The organism is Micromonospora sp. NPDC049836, assembly GCF_044465125.1.
Lineage (GTDB): Bacteria > Actinomycetota > Actinomycetes > Mycobacteriales > Micromonosporaceae > Micromonospora.
Genome location: NZ_JBITLH010000029.1, coordinates 1 through 16535, shown reverse-complemented (window position 1 = coordinate 16535; position 16535 = coordinate 1). Strand labels below are relative to the sequence as shown.

General features: G+C 73.2%; 10 protein-coding genes. 8 read left to right on the top strand and 2 right to left on the bottom strand.

The annotated features are described in order from the left end of the window. Positions 1-1142, bottom strand: a 1142-nt coding sequence (locus ACIBPB_RS33240) for a peptidoglycan DD-metalloendopeptidase family protein (RefSeq protein ID WP_396843195.1), incomplete at its 3' end; no start/stop codon positions are given. Positions 1143-1640: 498 nt separating this feature from the next. Here ACIBPB_RS33240 and ACIBPB_RS33235 point away from each other — a divergent pair. The 7 genes from ACIBPB_RS33235 (at position 1641) to ACIBPB_RS33205 (ending at position 14070) form a co-directional block, all read left to right on the top strand. Further along, positions 1641-4916, top strand: a complete 3276-nt coding sequence (locus tag ACIBPB_RS33235; RefSeq protein ID WP_396843194.1) for a DUF2961 domain-containing protein — start codon at positions 1641-1643, stop codon at positions 4914-4916. Continuing rightward, on the top strand, positions 4916-7042 hold the full coding sequence (locus ACIBPB_RS33230) for a family 43 glycosylhydrolase (protein WP_396843193.1): 2127 nt from the start codon (positions 4916-4918) through the stop codon (positions 7040-7042). Before ACIBPB_RS33235 ends, ACIBPB_RS33230 begins: the two co-directional genes overlap by 1 nt. Positions 7043-7128: 86 nt before the next feature. Then, positions 7129-8721, top strand: a complete 1593-nt coding sequence (locus ACIBPB_RS33225; protein ID WP_396843192.1) for a sugar ABC transporter ATP-binding protein — start codon at positions 7129-7131, stop codon at positions 8719-8721. Next, positions 8721-9815 carry an ABC transporter permease gene (locus ACIBPB_RS33220; protein ID WP_396843191.1) on the top strand — a complete coding sequence of 365 codons (1095 nt, stop codon included), beginning with the start codon at positions 8721-8723 and terminating at the stop codon, positions 9813-9815. Before ACIBPB_RS33225 ends, ACIBPB_RS33220 begins: the two co-directional genes overlap by 1 nt. 26 nt (positions 9816-9841) lie before the next feature. Next, the gene (locus ACIBPB_RS33215) at positions 9842-10843 is read left to right on the top strand and encodes a substrate-binding domain-containing protein (RefSeq protein ID WP_396843190.1); all 1002 of its coding nucleotides are present in this window, start codon (positions 9842-9844) and stop codon (positions 10841-10843) included. A 27-nt stretch (positions 10844-10870) separates the two neighbouring features. After that, on the top strand, positions 10871-12439 hold the full coding sequence (locus ACIBPB_RS33210) for an FGGY-family carbohydrate kinase (RefSeq protein ID WP_396843189.1): 1569 nt from the start codon (positions 10871-10873) through the stop codon (positions 12437-12439). After that, positions 12436-14070 carry a fucose isomerase gene (locus tag ACIBPB_RS33205; protein WP_396843188.1) on the top strand — a complete coding sequence of 545 codons (1635 nt, stop codon included), beginning with the start codon at positions 12436-12438 and terminating at the stop codon, positions 14068-14070. Before ACIBPB_RS33210 ends, ACIBPB_RS33205 begins: the two co-directional genes overlap by 4 nt. Here ACIBPB_RS33205 and ACIBPB_RS33200 read toward each other — a convergent pair. Beyond that, positions 13999-15126 carry a LacI family DNA-binding transcriptional regulator gene (locus ACIBPB_RS33200; protein ID WP_396843187.1) on the bottom strand — a complete coding sequence of 376 codons (1128 nt, stop codon included), beginning with the start codon at positions 15124-15126 and terminating at the stop codon, positions 13999-14001. The two genes, ACIBPB_RS33205 and ACIBPB_RS33200, sit on opposite strands and share 72 nt — an antisense overlap. Positions 15127-15468: 342 nt before the next feature. On the opposite strand from ACIBPB_RS33200, the gene ACIBPB_RS33195 reads away from it, so the two are divergent. Continuing rightward, positions 15469-16535 (top strand): FG-GAP repeat domain-containing protein (locus ACIBPB_RS33195; protein WP_396843186.1); only part of this gene is annotated, 1067 nt, incomplete at its 3' end.

Genomic DNA, 16535 nt, shown 5'->3' with positions numbered 1-16535 from the left:
GTGGACAGGGCCACGATGACGTCGGATGCCGATGCGGGGCCCTGGGTGAAGGTGATCAGGTCGTCGCGGCCGTCGCCGTTGACGTCACCGAGCGCGGGGTACTCCCCGGCGATGGAGAAGTACTCGTGCCACTTGGTGGCTGTCCCGGCGAAGGAGGAGCCGGTGGACAGCGCCACGTACACATCCGCCGCCGCGTCGTGGGTGAAGGTGACGATGTCGTCGCGGCCGTCGCCGTTCACGTCACCCACCGCCGGGACCTCGGCGCCGGGGGCGAACCAGTCGTGCCACCGGCTCGACGGGCCGAAGCCGGTCCCGGTGGACAGCGCCACGTACACGTCGGCCAGCGAGCCGTGGGTGAAGGTGACGATGTCGTCCCGGCCGTCGCCGTCGAAGTCGCCGGAGAGCAGCGTCTCGCCGTCCAGGCCGAAGAAGTCGTGCCACTTGACCGACGTCCCGGCGAAGGACGACCCGGTCGACGAGGCGACGTAGACGTCGTTGAGCGTGCCCCGGGTGAACGCGACGACGTCGTCGCGGCCGTCGCCGGTGAAGTCCGTCGGGGAACCCGCCAGGTAGCCGTCGCCGGTCCGGGACGGCCCGCAGTTGTCGCTGGTCAGGAACTTCTGGTTGTACTGGCTGGGGTACGGGGCCAGCGACACCCCGTTGATCACGATGGGCTGGCCGACTCCGTTGTAGAGCTGCTCGTAGTGCAGGTGCGGGCCGCTGGAGTTGCCGGTGCTGCCGGTGATCCCGATCTGCTGGCCCTGCTGCACGTAGGCGCCGTCGGGCACCGAGTAGGCGCTCAGGTGGAAGTAGTAGGTGGTCCAGCCGCCGCCGTGGTCGATGGCGATGTAGTTGCCCGCGCCGCTGGGCTGGGAGTAGCGGTGGGCGACACCGGCGGCCGAGGCCACCTGCGGGGTGCCGTTGGTGACCCCGCCGTCGGCCCGGACGAAGTCCAGCGCCTGGCGCACCTCGGCACTGTGGTGGTCGTAGGTCCACCGTTGCCCGCAGGGGAACGGCGCCTTGAAGTTCGGCGCGGCGAGCGCGGGCGAGGGCCTGGCCACCACTCCGGTCAGGACGGCCGCGGCCACGGTGAGCAGCGCGACGAGGGCGCGCGCGACGGTGCTTGTCGGGAGCCGGGACATGGAGTCACTCCTGTCGGGAGATGCCTGGATCGGGGTTGAGCGGTGCGATGGGCACGCCGGGGACAGCCCGGTGCCGCCCGACCGGCGGGCGTGGCAGGTCGCGCCGGGTGGGGAGGCTGCGGCGGCGGTACGGCAGGCGACCGGGCGACCTCGCGCCCCGGGTGACGGCTCGCTCGGCAGGTGCCGTTGGGGAGAAGTGAAACCGCGCACTTCGGAGTCTGTCAATACCTGTCGGCGTGATCGGCCCGGCTGAAGCTATCCTTCGGCCATTGTTTTCGCTGGTCAGGGCAGGTGGAAATGGCCGGCGGCCGGGGTCGGGCACCGGTGCGGGCCGGCTCCGTCCCGCTCGGACGGTCGCTCCGTCGGGCCCTCGAGGTGAAGAAATTTGCCCATTGGCGGAAAGCGCGCTGGAAGGTATTGACAAGCGTGAGAACGGCGCAGTTAACTCCCCAGCAATCGATTTCTCACCGCTCCGACGGCCGCTCGGAAGGGACACCGATGAGGCTCCGCATCCCCCGCTGGCTGGGTGCCGCCGCCGTGGCGCTGCTGGCCGTGACCGCACCCGCGGCGGTGACCGCCTCCGCCGCGCCCGCCAGCGCGGCTCCCACCCTCGCGGCCGCCGACGAGAAGGGCCCGGTCGGCTGGGACGCCTACCGCCGGCTCGACCGGCTGCCGGAGCTGGCCGCGGGCAGCCGGACCCGGCAGTTCTCAAGCTTCGGCCGGGACGGCTCCAACGACGACGGCTTCGGCGGCACCTACTCCTGCCTGCGCCAACTCGGCGGCTGCGTGATCGCCGAGGCCCGCGGCGCGGGCGAGGTGCAGTCGATCTGGTTCACCCGGGACAACGGCGACGTCAGCGCCACCGGCTGGATCCGGATCGAACTCGACGGCGTCACGGTGATCGACGCCAACCTGCAGGACCTGGTCGACGGCCGGCTCGGCAGCCCGTTCACCTTCCCGCTGGTGAGCAACGCCAACCAGACCTCCGGCGGCGTCACCATCAAGGTGCCGATGCCCTACCGCGACTCCATGCGGATCACCACCCAGTACAACCCGCTCTTCTACCACGTCACCTACCGCACCTTCGCCGACCCGGTCGGGGTGTCCCGGTTCGACCCCGCCGACCAGGCCACCGACGTCCTCGCCGTCCTGCGGGCGGCCGGCACCCGCGACCCCAAGCCGGCGCAGCCCGGCGCGACCACCGCCCGGACCAGCGTCACGGTGCCCGCGCAGGGCCAGGCGTCCCTCGCCGCCCTGACCGGGCCCCGGGCGGTCACCCAGCTGCGGCTGCGGGTGCCCGACGCGGTGGCCACCGAGCCGACCCTCACCGGCCTGCGGCTGCGGATGACCTTCGACGGGCGGACCACCGTGGACAGCCCGGTCGGCGAGTTCTTCGGCGGCGGCCTCGGGGAACGCGCGGTCCGCTCGCTGATGTTCGCCATGGACGCCGCGCCCGGCGGCTGGTACAGCGCCTGGTGGCCGATGCCGTTCCGGTCCACCGCGACGCTGTCGCTGGTGAACACGACCGGCACCACGGTCAGCGGCGTCCAGGCGGAGGTGACGTCGGCACCGGGCACCGAGTGGACCCAGCGACTGGCCGCCAGCGGGACCGACGGCTACTTCAGCACCCAGTCCCGCCGCGCCGAGACCGTCGGCGGGGCCGACTGGATCATCGCGGACCAGGCCGGCCGGGGCCGGTTCGTGGGCGTCTCGCAGACCATGCGCGGCCACATCACCGGCGGAAACACCCGCAACTACCTCGAGGGCGACGAGCGGGTGTACGTCGACGGATCGCCGACGCCGCAGCTGCACGGCACCGGCACCGAGGACTTCTACGAGTCCGGGTGGTATTTCAACCGCGGCGAGTACAGCGGGGTCTTCACCGGCAACACCGCACACCTGTTCCGGGTCGGCGGCTGCGTCGACGAGTGCGACGCCGCGTACCGGCTGATGATCGGGGACGCGGTGGCCTACGGCACCGCGCTGCGGTTCGGCATCGAGCACGGGCCGGCCAACGACATGCCGGCGCAGTACGGCTCGACCGCCTTCCTCTACACCCAGCGCACCGCGGCCATCCGGCGGACCGACACGGTCGTCACCGGTGACGCGGCCAGCCGGTCGGCCCACGGCTACACCGACTCGGCCAGCCAGGCCGCGCTCACCGCGAGCTTCGAGGGGGACGACGACGCCGTCGTGCAGACCGAGCAGGTCCGGGCCGGCAGCGCCGCGATCAGCTTCCGGCTGGCGATCGATCCGGCGAACCAGGGCGTACGGCTGCGCCGCCAGAGCGACCAGCGCAGCGGCTACCAGCAGGCGGCCGTCGCGGTGGACGGCACGCCGGCCGGGGTGTGGTTGCAGCCGCTGGGCAACGACCGGCAGCGCTGGCTGGCCGACGACTTCGTCCTGCCCGCGGCGCTGACGGCGGGCCGCTCGACGGTCACCGTGCGGCTCACCCCGGCGCCGGACGCCCCGGCCTGGACCGCCGCGCGGTACCTGGCCGACAGCATGGTGCCACCGTTCACCGACACCAGCGCGCCCACCCCGGTGGCCGCACCGACCCTGGCCGGAGGGCGGGTGCACGCCCTCGCGCTGAGCTGGTCCCCGTCCTCCGACGACACGGGCGTGGTCGGCTACCGGATCTACTCGTCCCGGACGCCGGGCGTGGCGATCACCGCCGCCAACCTGATCGGCACCACCCGCGCCACCGGGTTCCGGCACGGCCCGCTGCCGGCCGGTCAGACCCGCTACTACCGGGTGGTGGCGGTCGACGCGGCGGGCAACGCCGCGGCCGCGTCGGCCGAGGTGTCGGCCACCACGCGGACCCGCAACACCAGCGACGCCAACGGCGACCGCCGGGACGACGCGGTCGACTTCACCCGCGGCCCCGCCGCCGACGTGTTCACCGCGCTCTCCGACGGCGCCCGGTTCGGGCCGGACAGCCAGCCCTGGAACGACTTCTTCGCGGTGGACGCGGAGATCCCGCTCACCGGCGACGTCAACGGCGACGGCCGGGCCGACATCATCACCTTCACCCGCGGCGACAGCGCCGACGTCTACGTCGGGCTCTCCACCGGCTCCGGCTTCGCGGCCGGGGTGAAGTGGCACGACTTCTTCGCCGTCGGCACCGAGATCCCGGCGGTCGGCGACGTCGACGGCGACGGCCGGGCCGACATCATCACCTTCACCCGCGGCGCGACCGCCGACGTCTACGTGGCGCTCTCCACCGGCTCCGGGTTCGGCCCCGGCGTCAAGTGGCACGACCACTTCGCGGTGGGGGACGAGTTCCCGGCGGTGGGCGACGTGGACGGGGACGGCCGCGACGACATCGTGACGTTCACCCGGGGGGCGGCGGGCGACGTGTTCGTGTCGCTCTCCGACGGCAACCGATTCATCGAGGACGGCTGGAAGTGGCACGACAGCTTCGCGGTGGGCGCGGAGCTGCCGGCGTTGGGCGACGTGGACGGCGACGGGCGCGACGACATCGTGACGTTCACCCGGGGGCTGGCGGGCGACGTGTTCGTGTCGCTCTCCGACGGCAGCCGCTTCGTGCAGAACGCCTGGAAGTGGCACGACGCGTTCGCCCTCGGGGACGCCCTGCCCGGGATGGGGGACTTCAACGGCGACGGGCGGGCGGACGTGGTGTCGTTCACCCGGGGAACGGAGGCTGACGTGTACGTCGCACTGTCCGACGGTGGTCGGTTCGGCCCGGCGGCCGACCGGTGGCACGACCAGTTCGCGCCCGGCAGCGACCTGCCCCGCCCGAGCGTGTCGTGATGCGCGCCCACCGGATGTTCGCGGTGCTCCTGCTCGGCGCGGCGCTGGTGGCCGTCCCGGCGGGCCCGGCCGCCGCCGCCGACGAGCCGGTCCGGGTCGAGGCCGAGTCGCTGCCGGTCGTCTCGGCCACCGCACCCGTCGAGGCGCAGGCCAACTGCTGCGGGGTGAGCTGGTCGGGCGGGCGGCAACTCTGGTTCCGCGCCGGCCGGGCCGGGGACGCGCTGACCGTCACGCTGCCGTCGGTGCCGGCCGGCCAGTACGACCTGGGTGCGGTGCTCACCCGGGCCGGTGACTACGGCACGCTGCGGTTCGCCGTCGACGGGGTGGCGGTCGGCCAGCTCTTCGACGGCTACGCGGGTAGCGTGCAGCGTACCGGCGCGGTGCCGCTGGGCTCGGCGTCGCTGACCGTCGGCAACCACCGGCTGACCGTGGCGGTGACCGGCCGGGCCGGGTCCTCGGTCGGCTTCTTCGCCGGTCTGGACACGGTGACCCTGCGCCGGGTGGGCCCGCTGGCGGCGGTCACCACGACGCCGTACGAGTCGGTCGGCGAGACGCCGGCGCGGGGCGCGCTGACCCGCGTCTACGATCCGGGCGCGGGCGAGTCGACGAGCTGGTACTACAACGACCACACCATCGTGCGGAACCAGCAGACCGGGGTCTGGCACGCCTTCGCCATCACCCACGCCGAGCCCGGCGCGCCGCAGGACGAGCGGTCCTTCGGGCACGCGACGGCGCCGACGCCGACCGGGCCGTGGACCAGGCAGCCCACCGCGCTGGTCGCCGACCCCGGCCGGGGCGAGCAGTGGATCTGGGCCCCGCACGTGGTCTACGACAACGGCGTCTACTACATGTTCTACGCGGCCGGGAGCCCGGACTACGCGCACTACCGGATGCACCTGGCCACCTCGACGGACCTCTTCACCTGGACCCGCAGCGCCGCCAACCCGCTCTTCGTCGACGGGTGGGAGGCCCGGGATCCCATGGTGACCAGGGTCGGCGACCGCTGGGTCATGTACTACACGGCGACCTCGAGCCCGACCGGCGGCAACCATGTCGTGGCGTACCGGACCAGCACCGACCTGCGGGCCTGGAGCGCCCGGGGGATCGCCTACTCGTCGCCGTACACCGGGCAGGCGGGCGGGCAGACGGAATCGCCGTTCGTGGTGCGCCGGGGGGAGTGGTGGTACCTCTTCGTCTGCTGTGACGGCACCGACTACGGTGCCGCGTACCGGCGGACGGCGGTCTACCGCAGCCGTGACCCGCTGCGCTTCGACGGCGCGGAGCGGGTGACGGTGCTGGACGCGCACGCCGCCGAGGTGGTCGTGGACGGCCCGAACTGGTACCTCAGCCATGCCGGCTGGGGGCAGGGTGGGCTGTGGCTGGCCCCGTTGACCTGGTCGACCGGGGTGGTGGCCCGCGGCTACACGGTGAGTACCGGGTTCCTCCGGGCGGACGTCCGCACCTGGCCGAACGCCCGGATCGCCGCGCTGGCGGTGGATCCGGCGGGGGCCGGCAACTACCGGCCGGCGCTCGACTCGTCGCACCGCGGCACCGGCCCGTACCTGGCGGTCGGGGGCTTCGACGTGACGGACCGGGCCGGCGCACCGGCGCGGGTCGACGTGTCGGCCGACGGCTCCCGGATCAACCTGGTCGGCATCCCGTTCGGGGACGAACCGGTCACCGCCGACTGGCTGCTGACGGTGGCGCCCCGGTGGACCGGTCCGGCCCTGCAGAGCGACGTCACCTGGTCGGTCAACAACCGGCCGACGGCGGCGGTCTGGGAGGTGGCGTTCAACGTGGACGGCGCCCTGCCGGCGGTCGGGGACCCGGCGGTGGAGGCCCGGCCCACCGGTGACGTGGCCGGCATGCCGCGCTGGACCATGGCCACCGGCGACGGGCTCTCGGTGGTGGCCGTGCACCGGTGGGCGTCGGCCTGGCGCGGCGACAACACCTGGTACGACGCCGGCCACGGGATGGCGGCCTGGCAGCCGTTGTGGCGCTCGGGTGGCACGTCCTGGGCGCCCGGGCAGTATCCCGGCGGCACCTGGCGGTTCACGGCGAGCGGGGCGCGCCGGGACGTCGCCTTCGCCGACACCGCCTACACCGCGATCAACGCGGTGCCCTGAGCCCGCGACGGTTGACAGGAGATCGAAAAGCATCTAATTTTTCGGCACCAAGAAATCGATTTCCCAGCGGACCGGGGGAGGCGGGCATGGAGGACCGGCTGGTGGTCGGCATGACCGGCATCGCCAAGCGGTTCGGCGGCGTGCTGGCCCTCGACGGCGTCGACGTCGCGCTCCGGTCGGGCGAGGTGCACGCGCTCCTCGGCGAGAACGGCGCCGGGAAGTCCACCCTGATCAACATCCTCTCCGGCGTGATCACCGACTACGACGGTGCGGTCGCGGTCGACGGCCGGCCGGTCCGCTTCACCGGACCGGCCGCCGCGCAGGCGGCCGGCATCGCCACCATCCACCAGGAACTCGACCTGGTGCCGGCGCTGTCGGTGGCCGAGAACCTGGTGCTGGGCCGCGAGCCCCGCACCCGCCTGCGGACCGTCGACCGGCGGGCCATGCTGCGTACCGCCCGGGAGCAGCTGGACCAGCTCGGCGCCGACCTCGACCCGCGCCGGCCGGTCGGTTCGCTGCGGGTGGGGGAGCAGCAGCTGGTCGAGATCGCGAAGGCCCTCGCGCTCGACGCCCGCGTGCTCATCATGGACGAGCCGACCGCCGCCCTCGCCGACGTGGAGGTGCGGCGGCTCTTCCACACCATCGACGGCCTGCGCGGGCGCGGGGTCGCGGTGGTCTACATCTCGCACCGGATGGAGGAGATCGAGGTCGTCGCGGACCGGGTGACGGTGCTGCGCAACGGCCGGGTGGCCGGCGTCGTGCGGTCGGGGCAGCTGGACCGCCGACAGATCATCGCCCTGATGGTGGGCCGGCCGGTCGGCTCGCTCTTCGCGCCGGAGGCCGCGGCGGCGTCCACCGACGACGCCGCGCACCATCCCCCGGGCAGCGCGGGCGGGCACGCCGGCCAGCCCTTGCTGGAGATCACCGACCTCACCGTGCGGCCGAAGGCCGCCCGGCCCGGCCGCTCGGAGCCGGCCGGGGTCAACCTCACCGTGCGCGCCGGCGAGATCGTCGGCCTGGCCGGCCTGATGGGCGCCGGGCGCACGGAACTGCTGGAGACGCTCTACGGCGCCGGGCCGCCCGGCCGGCGCACCGGCACCGTCCGGCTGGCCGGCCGCCCGTACGCGCCGCGCCACCCGCGCGCGGCGCTGCGGGCCGGCGTCGGCTTCGTGCCCGAGGACCGCCGGCGCTCCGCTCTGGTGCTCGAGCATCCGGTCGGGCGCAGCATCGTGCTGGCCGCCCTGGGCACGGTCACCACGGCCGGGTTCGTCCGCCGCCGCCGGGAGCGCTCGGCGGTCCGGCAGAAGATCGCCGAACTGGCCATCAAGACGCCCTCCGCGGCGGCGCCGGTCGGCGCCCTGTCCGGCGGCAACCAGCAAAAAGTGATCTTCGCGCGGCAGTTGCTCGCCGGCCCGCGGCTGCTGCTCCTGGACGAGCCGACCCGCGGCGTCGACATCGGCGCCAAGGCCGAGATCTACCGGCTGCTGCGCCGGCTCGCCGACGGGGGCATGGGCATCCTGCTCGCCTCCTCCGAACTGCCCGAGCTGATCGGGGTCTGCGACCGGATCGTCGTGCTGCGCGGCGGCCGTGCCGTGGCCGACCTGCCCACCACCGGCTGCACCGGCGCCGACATTCTCGCCGCGGCGATGGGCGGCCCGGCCGCCGGAAGGGACGCCTGATGACCGACACCCGGGTGCCGCCGCCGGAGCCCGCCGTGACCGCGGTCCCGCCCGCCGCCGGCACGGTCGGGCTGCGCGCGACCGCGGCCCGCTGGCTGCGCCGGCCGCGCAGCCGCCGCGAACTCGCCGACCGCCTGTTCGCCGCGCAGAGCCTCTTCGCGCTGCCGGTGGTGTTCGCCGTCGCCATCCTCGCCTCGCCCCGCCGCGACGGCGAGATCCTCTTCCTGAGCGCCGGCAACCTGGGCAACATCGTCCGCGCGGTGTCGGAGATCGGCATCATCGCGGTCGGCATGACCTTCGTCATCCTGCTGGGCGGCATCGACCTGTCGGTCGGCGCCATCCTCGGCCTGTCGGCGGTGGGCACCGCGACGCTCATGGTCGACTCCGGCCTCGGCATCCTGCCCGCCGTCGCCGCGGTCCTCGTGATCGGCGGGCTCTTCGGCGCCGTGCAGGGGTACGCCGTCGCCCGCCTCGGCATCCAGTCGTTCATCGTCACGCTGGCCGGACTCCAGGTCGCCCGGGGACTGGCGCGCATCTGGTCGGGCGGACTCGGCATCCCCATCGCCTACGGCGACGGGCCCCAGCAGGCCCCGCCCGCCTTCGAACTGCTCAACGGTTCCATCAACGGGGTCCTCCCCGTGCCGGCGGTGCTCTTCATCGCCATCGGCGTGGCCGCCATCGCCGTGCTGCGGACCACCGCGTTCGCCCGGCACGTCTACGCGATCGGTGGCAACGAGAAGGCGGCCCGCCTCTCGGGTGTTCCGGTCACCCGGGTCAAGGTCGCCGTCTTCGCCGTCGCCGGCCTGCTGGCGGCGGTCGCCGGGGTCGTCCACGCGGGACAGCTCAACCAGGGCAGCCCGAACGACGGCGCCGGCTACGAGCTGGACGCGATCGCCGCGGTGGTGATCGGGGGGACCAGCCTGGCCGGCGGCTCCGGATCGATGGGTGGCACCCTCGCCGGCGCGCTGCTGCTCGGCATCCTCAACAACATCCTCGCGCTCAACAACATCGACGCCAACGTCCAACTGCTGATCAAAGGACTGGTGATCGTGGCCGCCGCCGCCCTGCAGAAGCTGCGCCGCGGCATCGCCTGATCGAACCGACCCCCGAGGAGCCCGATATGCGTACCCGTACCGCCCTGCTCGCGTTGCTCGTCACCGGCGCGGTGGTGACCGCCACCGGATGCAGCGTGGAGAAGCCGTCCGACCAGGCCGACGCCGGCGCCGCCCGCTCCTGCGGCAGCGGCAAGAACTTCCTGATCGGCATGTCGCAGGCCAACAACGCCGAGCCGTACCGGCAGGTGATGAACAACGACGTGGAGACGGCGGCGCGGTCGGTGCCCGGCTTCCGGGTGGTGGTCTCCGACGCCGCGCAGGACAACAGCAAGCAGGTCGCCGACGTGGAGAACTTCCTCACCCAGCGGATCAACCTGCTGATCATCTCGCCCAACGAGGCCAAGCCGCTGACCGCGGTGGTGAAGAAGGCGTACGACCAGGGGGTTCCGGTCATCGTGCTGGACCGCAAGGTCGAGGGTGAGGCGTACACGGCGTTCATCGGCGGCGACAACGTCGCGATCGGCAAGGCGGCCGGCGAGTTCTACGCCTCGACGCTGCTGCCCGCCGGCGGCAAGGTCATCGAGATCGCCGGGCTGCCGGGCTCGACGCCCGCCGCCGAGCGGGCGCAGGGCTTCCGGGAGGGCATCGCCGGCAACCCGAAGATCGAGATCGTTGCCTCGCAGCCGGGAGACTGGCTGCGGGAGAAGGGGCAGTCGGTGGCCGACGCGCTGCTCAAGGCGCACCCGGACGTGTCCGCCATCTACGCGCACAACGACCCGATGGCCGAGGGCGCCTACCTCGCGGCGAAGGCGGCCGGGATGGAAAAGAAGATCAAGTTCACCGGCATCGACGCGCTTCCGGTGCCCTCCGGCGGCATCAGGGCCGTGCAGCAGGGCCGGCTCGCCGCGACCTTCCAGTACGCCACCGGCGGCCGGGAGGCGATCGACCTGGCCCGGAAGATCCTCGTCGACTGCAGCCGGGACATCCCGCGCAGCACCACGCTGGGCACCATGCGGATCACCCGGGAGAACGCGGCCGAGGCGTACGCGAAGCTCGGCGGCGCCTGAGCGCGGGCGGCGGTCGGGGGAGCGGGCATGGGCGGCGATCCGGTGCCGGAGCGGGCCGGCGGCCGGCCGACACCGGTGGTGCTCGGCGTGGACATCGGCACCTCCAGCAGCAAGGGCGTCCTCGTCGACCTCGACGGGCGGCTGGTCCGCTCGCGGACCGTGGCCCACCGGGTGGACCGGCCACGGCCCGGCCGGGTCGAGATGGACGGGCGACTCTGGTGGCAGGAGTTCGTCGCCCTCACCCGGGACCTGCTGGCCCCCGGTGGGGTGCGGGTGCTCGCGGTCGGCGTCAGCGGCATGGGCCCCTGCGTGCTGCTCACCGACGCCGCCGGCACGCCGCTGCGCCCGGCCATCCTGTACGGCGTCGACACCCGGGCCGGCGCCCAGATCGCCGTCATGAACGAGCGGTTCGGCACCGAGGAGATCCTGCGGCGGTGCGGTTCGGCGCTGTCCAGCCAGGCGGCCGGGCCGAAGATCGCCTGGGTCGCGGACGAGGAGCCGGACCTGTTCGCCCGGGCCCGCCGGCTCTTCATGCCCAGCTCGTGGCTGGCCTACCAGCTCACCGGCCGGTACCTGCTCGACCAGCACTCGGCCAGCCAGTGCACGCCGTTCTACGACACCGACGCCCAGGACTGGTACCGGCCGTGGGTGGACCCGGTCGCCCCCCGGCTGGCGCTGCCACCGCTGTGCTGGCCGGGCGACGTGGCGGGCGCGGTGACGGCCGGGGCCGCCGCCGCCACCGGACTGCCGGCCGGCATCCCGGTGGTGGCCGGCACGATCGACGCCTGGTCGGAGGCGATCAGCGTCGGCGCCCAGCGGGTGGGCGACCTGATGCTGATGTACGGCAGCACCATGTTCCTGGTGCACACCGTCCCGCACCGGCTGACCAGCCCGTCCCTCTGGGGCACGGTCGGCGCCCTGCCCGGCACCCGCAACCTGGCCGGCGGCCTGGCGACCGCCGGCGCGATCACCGGCTGGCTCCGCGACCTGCTCGGCGGCCCCGACTACGCCGACCTGCTCCAGCTCGCCGAACGCTCCGGTCCCGGCGCCCGCGGGTTGCTCATGATGCCGTACTTCGCCGGGGAGCGGACCCCCGTCCTGGACCCGGACGCCCGCGGCCTGGTGGCCGGCCTCACGCTCGCCCACGGCCCCGGTGACCTCTACCGGGCCGCACTGGAGGCGACCGCGCTGGCGGTGCGCCACAACCTCGAGACGATCGAGGCGGCCGGCGGCGACATCCGCCGGATCGTCGCCGTCGGCGGCGGCACCCAGGGCCGGCTCTGGACGCAGATCGTCTCGGACGTCACCGGGCGGGCCCAGCAGATCCCGGCCCAGACCATCGGCGCCAGCTACGGCGCGGCCTTCCTGGCCGCCCGGACCGGGCAGGACGTCTCGATCGAGGAGTGGAACCCGATCACCGCGGTCCGGCGGCCGCGACCCGAGGTCGCCGCCGACTACGACGAGCTCTACCGGCTCTACCGCGAGCTGTACGCCGGCTCCCGGACGGTCACCCATGCCCTGGCCGCCCGGCAGGAACGCCTGTTGACCGAAGCCCGAGCCACCCGACACCCGACCGCCGAGGGAGCCGCCCCGTGACCCGTTACACCCTGCCCGTGCTGACCGAGCCGCCGGCCGCCCCGCCCCGCACCGTCTACACGGTGGCCAGCGGCGACCTGCGGTTGAGCGCCAACGTCACCTGCTGGCCGACCCAGCGGCAGCTGGAGGCCGACCTCGCCGCCGCGCTCACGGCGCTCGGCTGGCGGTCCCGCCGGGGCCACGACGTCGACCCGGTCGCCGGCCACGGCTTCATCGACAGCCAGCGGGCCGGGATCGAGGTATTCAAGACCATCCCGGCGGACGCCCCGCTCATCGTGGTCGAGGCGGTCTGGCAGTACAGCCACCACGTGCTGGCCGGCCTGCGCGCCCACCGCGGGCCGATCCTGCTGGTGGCGAACTGGAGCGGGCAGTATCCGGGCCTGGTCGGCCTGCTCAACCTCGCCGGCAGCCTCACCAAGGCGGGCGTGCGGTACGCCACGCTGTGGAGCGAGGACTTCACCGACGAGTGGGCGCGCGACGGCCTGAAGCAGTGGCTGGAGACCGGCGAGCTGGTGCACGACGAGAGCCACGTGCGCGACCTGCCCGCGCTGCCGCCCGACCCGGAGGTCGAACTGGGGGAGGCGCTGGCCCGGCAACTGGTCACCGAGCGGGCCATCATCGGCGTCTTCGACGAGGGCTGCATGGGCATGTACAACGCCATCATCGACGACGAGCTGCTCAACCCGCTCGGCATCTTCAAGGAGCGGCTCTCGCAGAGCGCGCTGGTGGCCGAGATGGCCCGGGTGCCGGACGCGGAGGCGCGGGCGGTGCGCGCCTGGCTCGACGCGGCCGGCATGACGTTCCACACCGGCACCGACGAGGCCACCGAACTGACCGAGGCGCAGCTGCTCAGCCAGTGCAGGATGTACATCGCCGCGCTGCGCATCGCCGACGACTTCGGCCTGGACGCGGTGGGCATCCAGTACCAGCAGGGCCTGAAGGACACCGTGCCGGCCAGCGATCTGGCCGAGGGGCTGCTGAACAACGTGCTGCGTCCCCCGGTAACCAGCCGCGACGGTTCCCGGGAGCTGTACCCGGGGGCGGCGTTGCCGCACTTCAACGAGGTCGACGAGGGCGTCGCCGTCGACTCGCTGAGCACCAACCGGATCTGGACCGCGATGGGCCTGGACCCGGCCACCACCCTGCACGACATCCGGTGGGGCGAGCGGTACGGCGACGACTTCGTCTGGGTCTTCGAGATCTCCGGCTCGGTGCCGGCGTCGCACCACGGCGGCTACCACCGCTCGTACAGCATGCGTCAGCCGCCGATGTACTTCCCGCTCGGCGGCGGCACTCTGAGCGGGGTGTCCAAGCCGGGGGAGATCGTGTGGTCGCGGGTCTTCATCATGGCCGGGGTCCTGCACGTGGACCTCGGCCGGGGCACCGTGGTCGAGCTGCCGGAGGCGGAGACCCGGCGACGCCTCGAGGCCACCACGCCGCAGTGGCCGATCATGCACGCGGTGCTGCACGGCGTGGGCCGCGATCAGTTGATGGCCCGGCACAAGGCCAACCACGTCAACGTGGTCTACGCGCCGGACGCGCCCACCGCCGACCGGGCGCTACGGGTGAAGGCCGCGTTCTTCGCCGCCCTCGGCGTACGGGTCCACCTCTGCGGCGCGGTCGAGGTGTGAGCCGGCCCGGCCGGCCGGTCGGCGCCGGTGCGCCCGGCCGGCCGCCGCGCCGGTCCGCCCGCTGGACGGGGTGGAGCTCTCCCGTACCCGCAGCTCGGTGCGGAGCACCACGGTCGAGGGCGCCTTCGCCGGATCGGCGATGCGCTCGACGAGCAGCGCGGCGGCGCTCCGCCCGAGGTCGTACGTGGGCTGCGTGACGGTGCTCAGCGACGGCCGGACCAGGTGGGCCCACGGGATGTCGTCGAAGCCGACGATGCCGCACCGGTCCGGCACGCCGATACCGCTGTCGACCAGGCACTCGACCGCGCCCACGGTCATCAGGTTGTTGGTCGCGAACACCGCGTCCGGCGGCTCCTCCGTCGCCAGCAGCGACGCCATCGCCCGGTAGCCGCCCTCCTCGCGGAAGTCGGCGTACCGGATCAGCTCGTCGGGCGCCGGTTTCCCGCTGGCCTTCAGCGCCTTCTGGTAGCCGCGCAGCCGGTGCATGGCGGTGGAGATCCGGCGGGGGCCGGTGATGCAGGCGATGCGGCGGTACCCGTTGTCGATCAGGTGGGTCGTCGCCAGCTCGGCGCCGTGGGTGTTGTCGACCAGCACGGTGTCCACGGCGATGCCGCGCGGCTGCCGGTCGATGGCCACGACCGGGATGCCCGCCTGGACCAGGCGGTTGATCAGCGCCGGCCGGCCCGACGAGGAGATGATCACGCCGGCCATCCGCTCGGCGAGGGCGGCGGCCACGTAGCGCGCCTCCTTCTCCGGATTCTCGTCCCCGTTGCACAGGACGACGGAGAATCCCGCCTCCTGCGCGACGTCCTCGACGCCGCGCACCATCGAGGTGAAGAAGGGGTTGCCGATGTCGGAGATGATCACCGCCCACAGGCTGGTCCGGCTGCGGCGCAGGCTGCGGGCGACGGCGTTGGGCCGGTAGTCCAGGTCGACCGTCGCCTGCCGTACCCGGGCGGCCATCTCCGGGTCGACCGAGGCGCGTCCGTTCAGGACCCGGGAGACGGTCGCCGGCGACACCCCCGCCTTCCGCGCCACGTCGTAGATGGTCGTCATCCCGCCCCCATCGTTCGTCGCACAGGGCTGGCCCGGCCCGGCTCACACGGTCTCCGGTGCGGAACACGACCCACGGTCGGGGCCGCCGCCCCCGGGGACCGCCGGAATCCTATCCCGGGCAAGTAATCGATTTCCGGTCGGGCCGCCGCCCCGCCGGGACCGTCCCGACCACCGGGACGCTGCCGGGTCCGCCGCGGTTCAGAAGATTCCTACCGGCGGCGGCCGATCGGGCGGCAAATTCCTTCCGGAACGCATTGACATCGATCCTGATGACTACAACACTCGTCAGCAATCGATTTCTCACCCGCGCCCGTGTCGCGCCCGTCCGCCCCGAGGAGCACCGTGAGACCAAGACCGCTGGCGATGCTGGTCGCCCTCTGCGTGACGATCGCGGCCGTCTGGGCCGGCGCGCCGGCGACCGCCGCGCCGATCGGCACACTGGCCTGCCCGTCCGTGCCCGCCACCCACGACCCCGCCGTCACCCTGATCGTCTACCGGGTGGCCCGCGCCCACGACGCGAACGACAAGGTCATGCTCTCCACCTTCGAGGCCGGCTGGGTCGAGTCCCACCTGAACAACCTGCCCTGCGGCGACAAATCATCCCTGGGCGTCTTCCAGCAGCGCTGGGACTACGGCTGGGGCACCCCGGAGCAGATCATGGACCCGGTCTACGCCACCACGCAGTACGTCACCCGGGCCATCGTCTGCGACCGCAACAACCCCGGCTACAGCGCCGGCCAGGTGGCCCAGTGCGTGCAGCGCTCCGGCTTCCCCGACCGGTACGACCAGGCGGCGGCGACCGCGCGGACGCTGCTCAACCAGGCGGCCCGGACCCACGGCATGGCCGGCGGTTCGTCGACCGACGTCAACGGTGACGGCCGCGACGACGTCCTCGCCTTCACCCAGAACTCCCTCGCCGACGTCTACGTGAGCACCTCCACCGGCACCGGCTTCGCGGGCACCTCCGTCAAATGGAACGACTTCTTCTCCATCGGCGGCGAGACCGCGTCGACCGGTGACGTCAACGGCGACGGCCGCGACGACATCGTCACCTTCGCGCACAGCAACACGGGCGACGTGTACGTGGCGCTGTCCACCGGCACATCCTTCACCGGCGGCCAGAAGTGGCACGACTGGTTCGCGCCGGGCGCGGAGATCGCCGCCGTGGGTGACGTGAACGGGGACGGCCGGGACGACATCGTGACGTTCACCCATGACGCGGCGGCGGATGTGTACGTGGCGTTGTCCACCGGGTCGTCGTTCGGTCCGGGGGTGAAGTGGCACGAGTTCTTCTCGATCGCGGGGGAGTACCCGGCGCTCGGTGACGTCAACGGCGACGGCCGCGACGACCTGATCACCTTCACCCAGGGCCCCGCATCGGCATCCGACGTCATCGTGGCCCTGTCCAC

Bases quoted from the DNA above. Each gene is read 5' to 3' on its own strand.
- ACIBPB_RS33210 (WP_396843189.1), top strand. From the start codon at position 10,871: ATGGGCGGCGATCCGGTGCCGGAGCGGGCCGGCGGCCGGCCGACACCG.
- ACIBPB_RS33220 (WP_396843191.1), top strand. From the start codon at position 8,721: ATGACCGACACCCGGGTGCCGCCGCCGGAGCCCGCCGTGACCGCGGTC.
- ACIBPB_RS33215 (WP_396843190.1), top strand. From the start codon at position 9,842: ATGCGTACCCGTACCGCCCTGCTCGCGTTGCTCGTCACCGGCGCGGTG.
- ACIBPB_RS33200 (WP_396843187.1), bottom strand. From the start codon at position 15,126: ATGACGACCATCTACGACGTGGCGCGGAAGGCGGGGGTGTCGCCGGCG.
- ACIBPB_RS33230 (WP_396843193.1), top strand. From the start codon at position 4,916: ATGCGCGCCCACCGGATGTTCGCGGTGCTCCTGCTCGGCGCGGCGCTG.
- ACIBPB_RS33235 (WP_396843194.1), top strand. From the start codon at position 1,641: ATGAGGCTCCGCATCCCCCGCTGGCTGGGTGCCGCCGCCGTGGCGCTG.
- ACIBPB_RS33225 (WP_396843192.1), top strand. From the start codon at position 7,129: ATGGAGGACCGGCTGGTGGTCGGCATGACCGGCATCGCCAAGCGGTTC.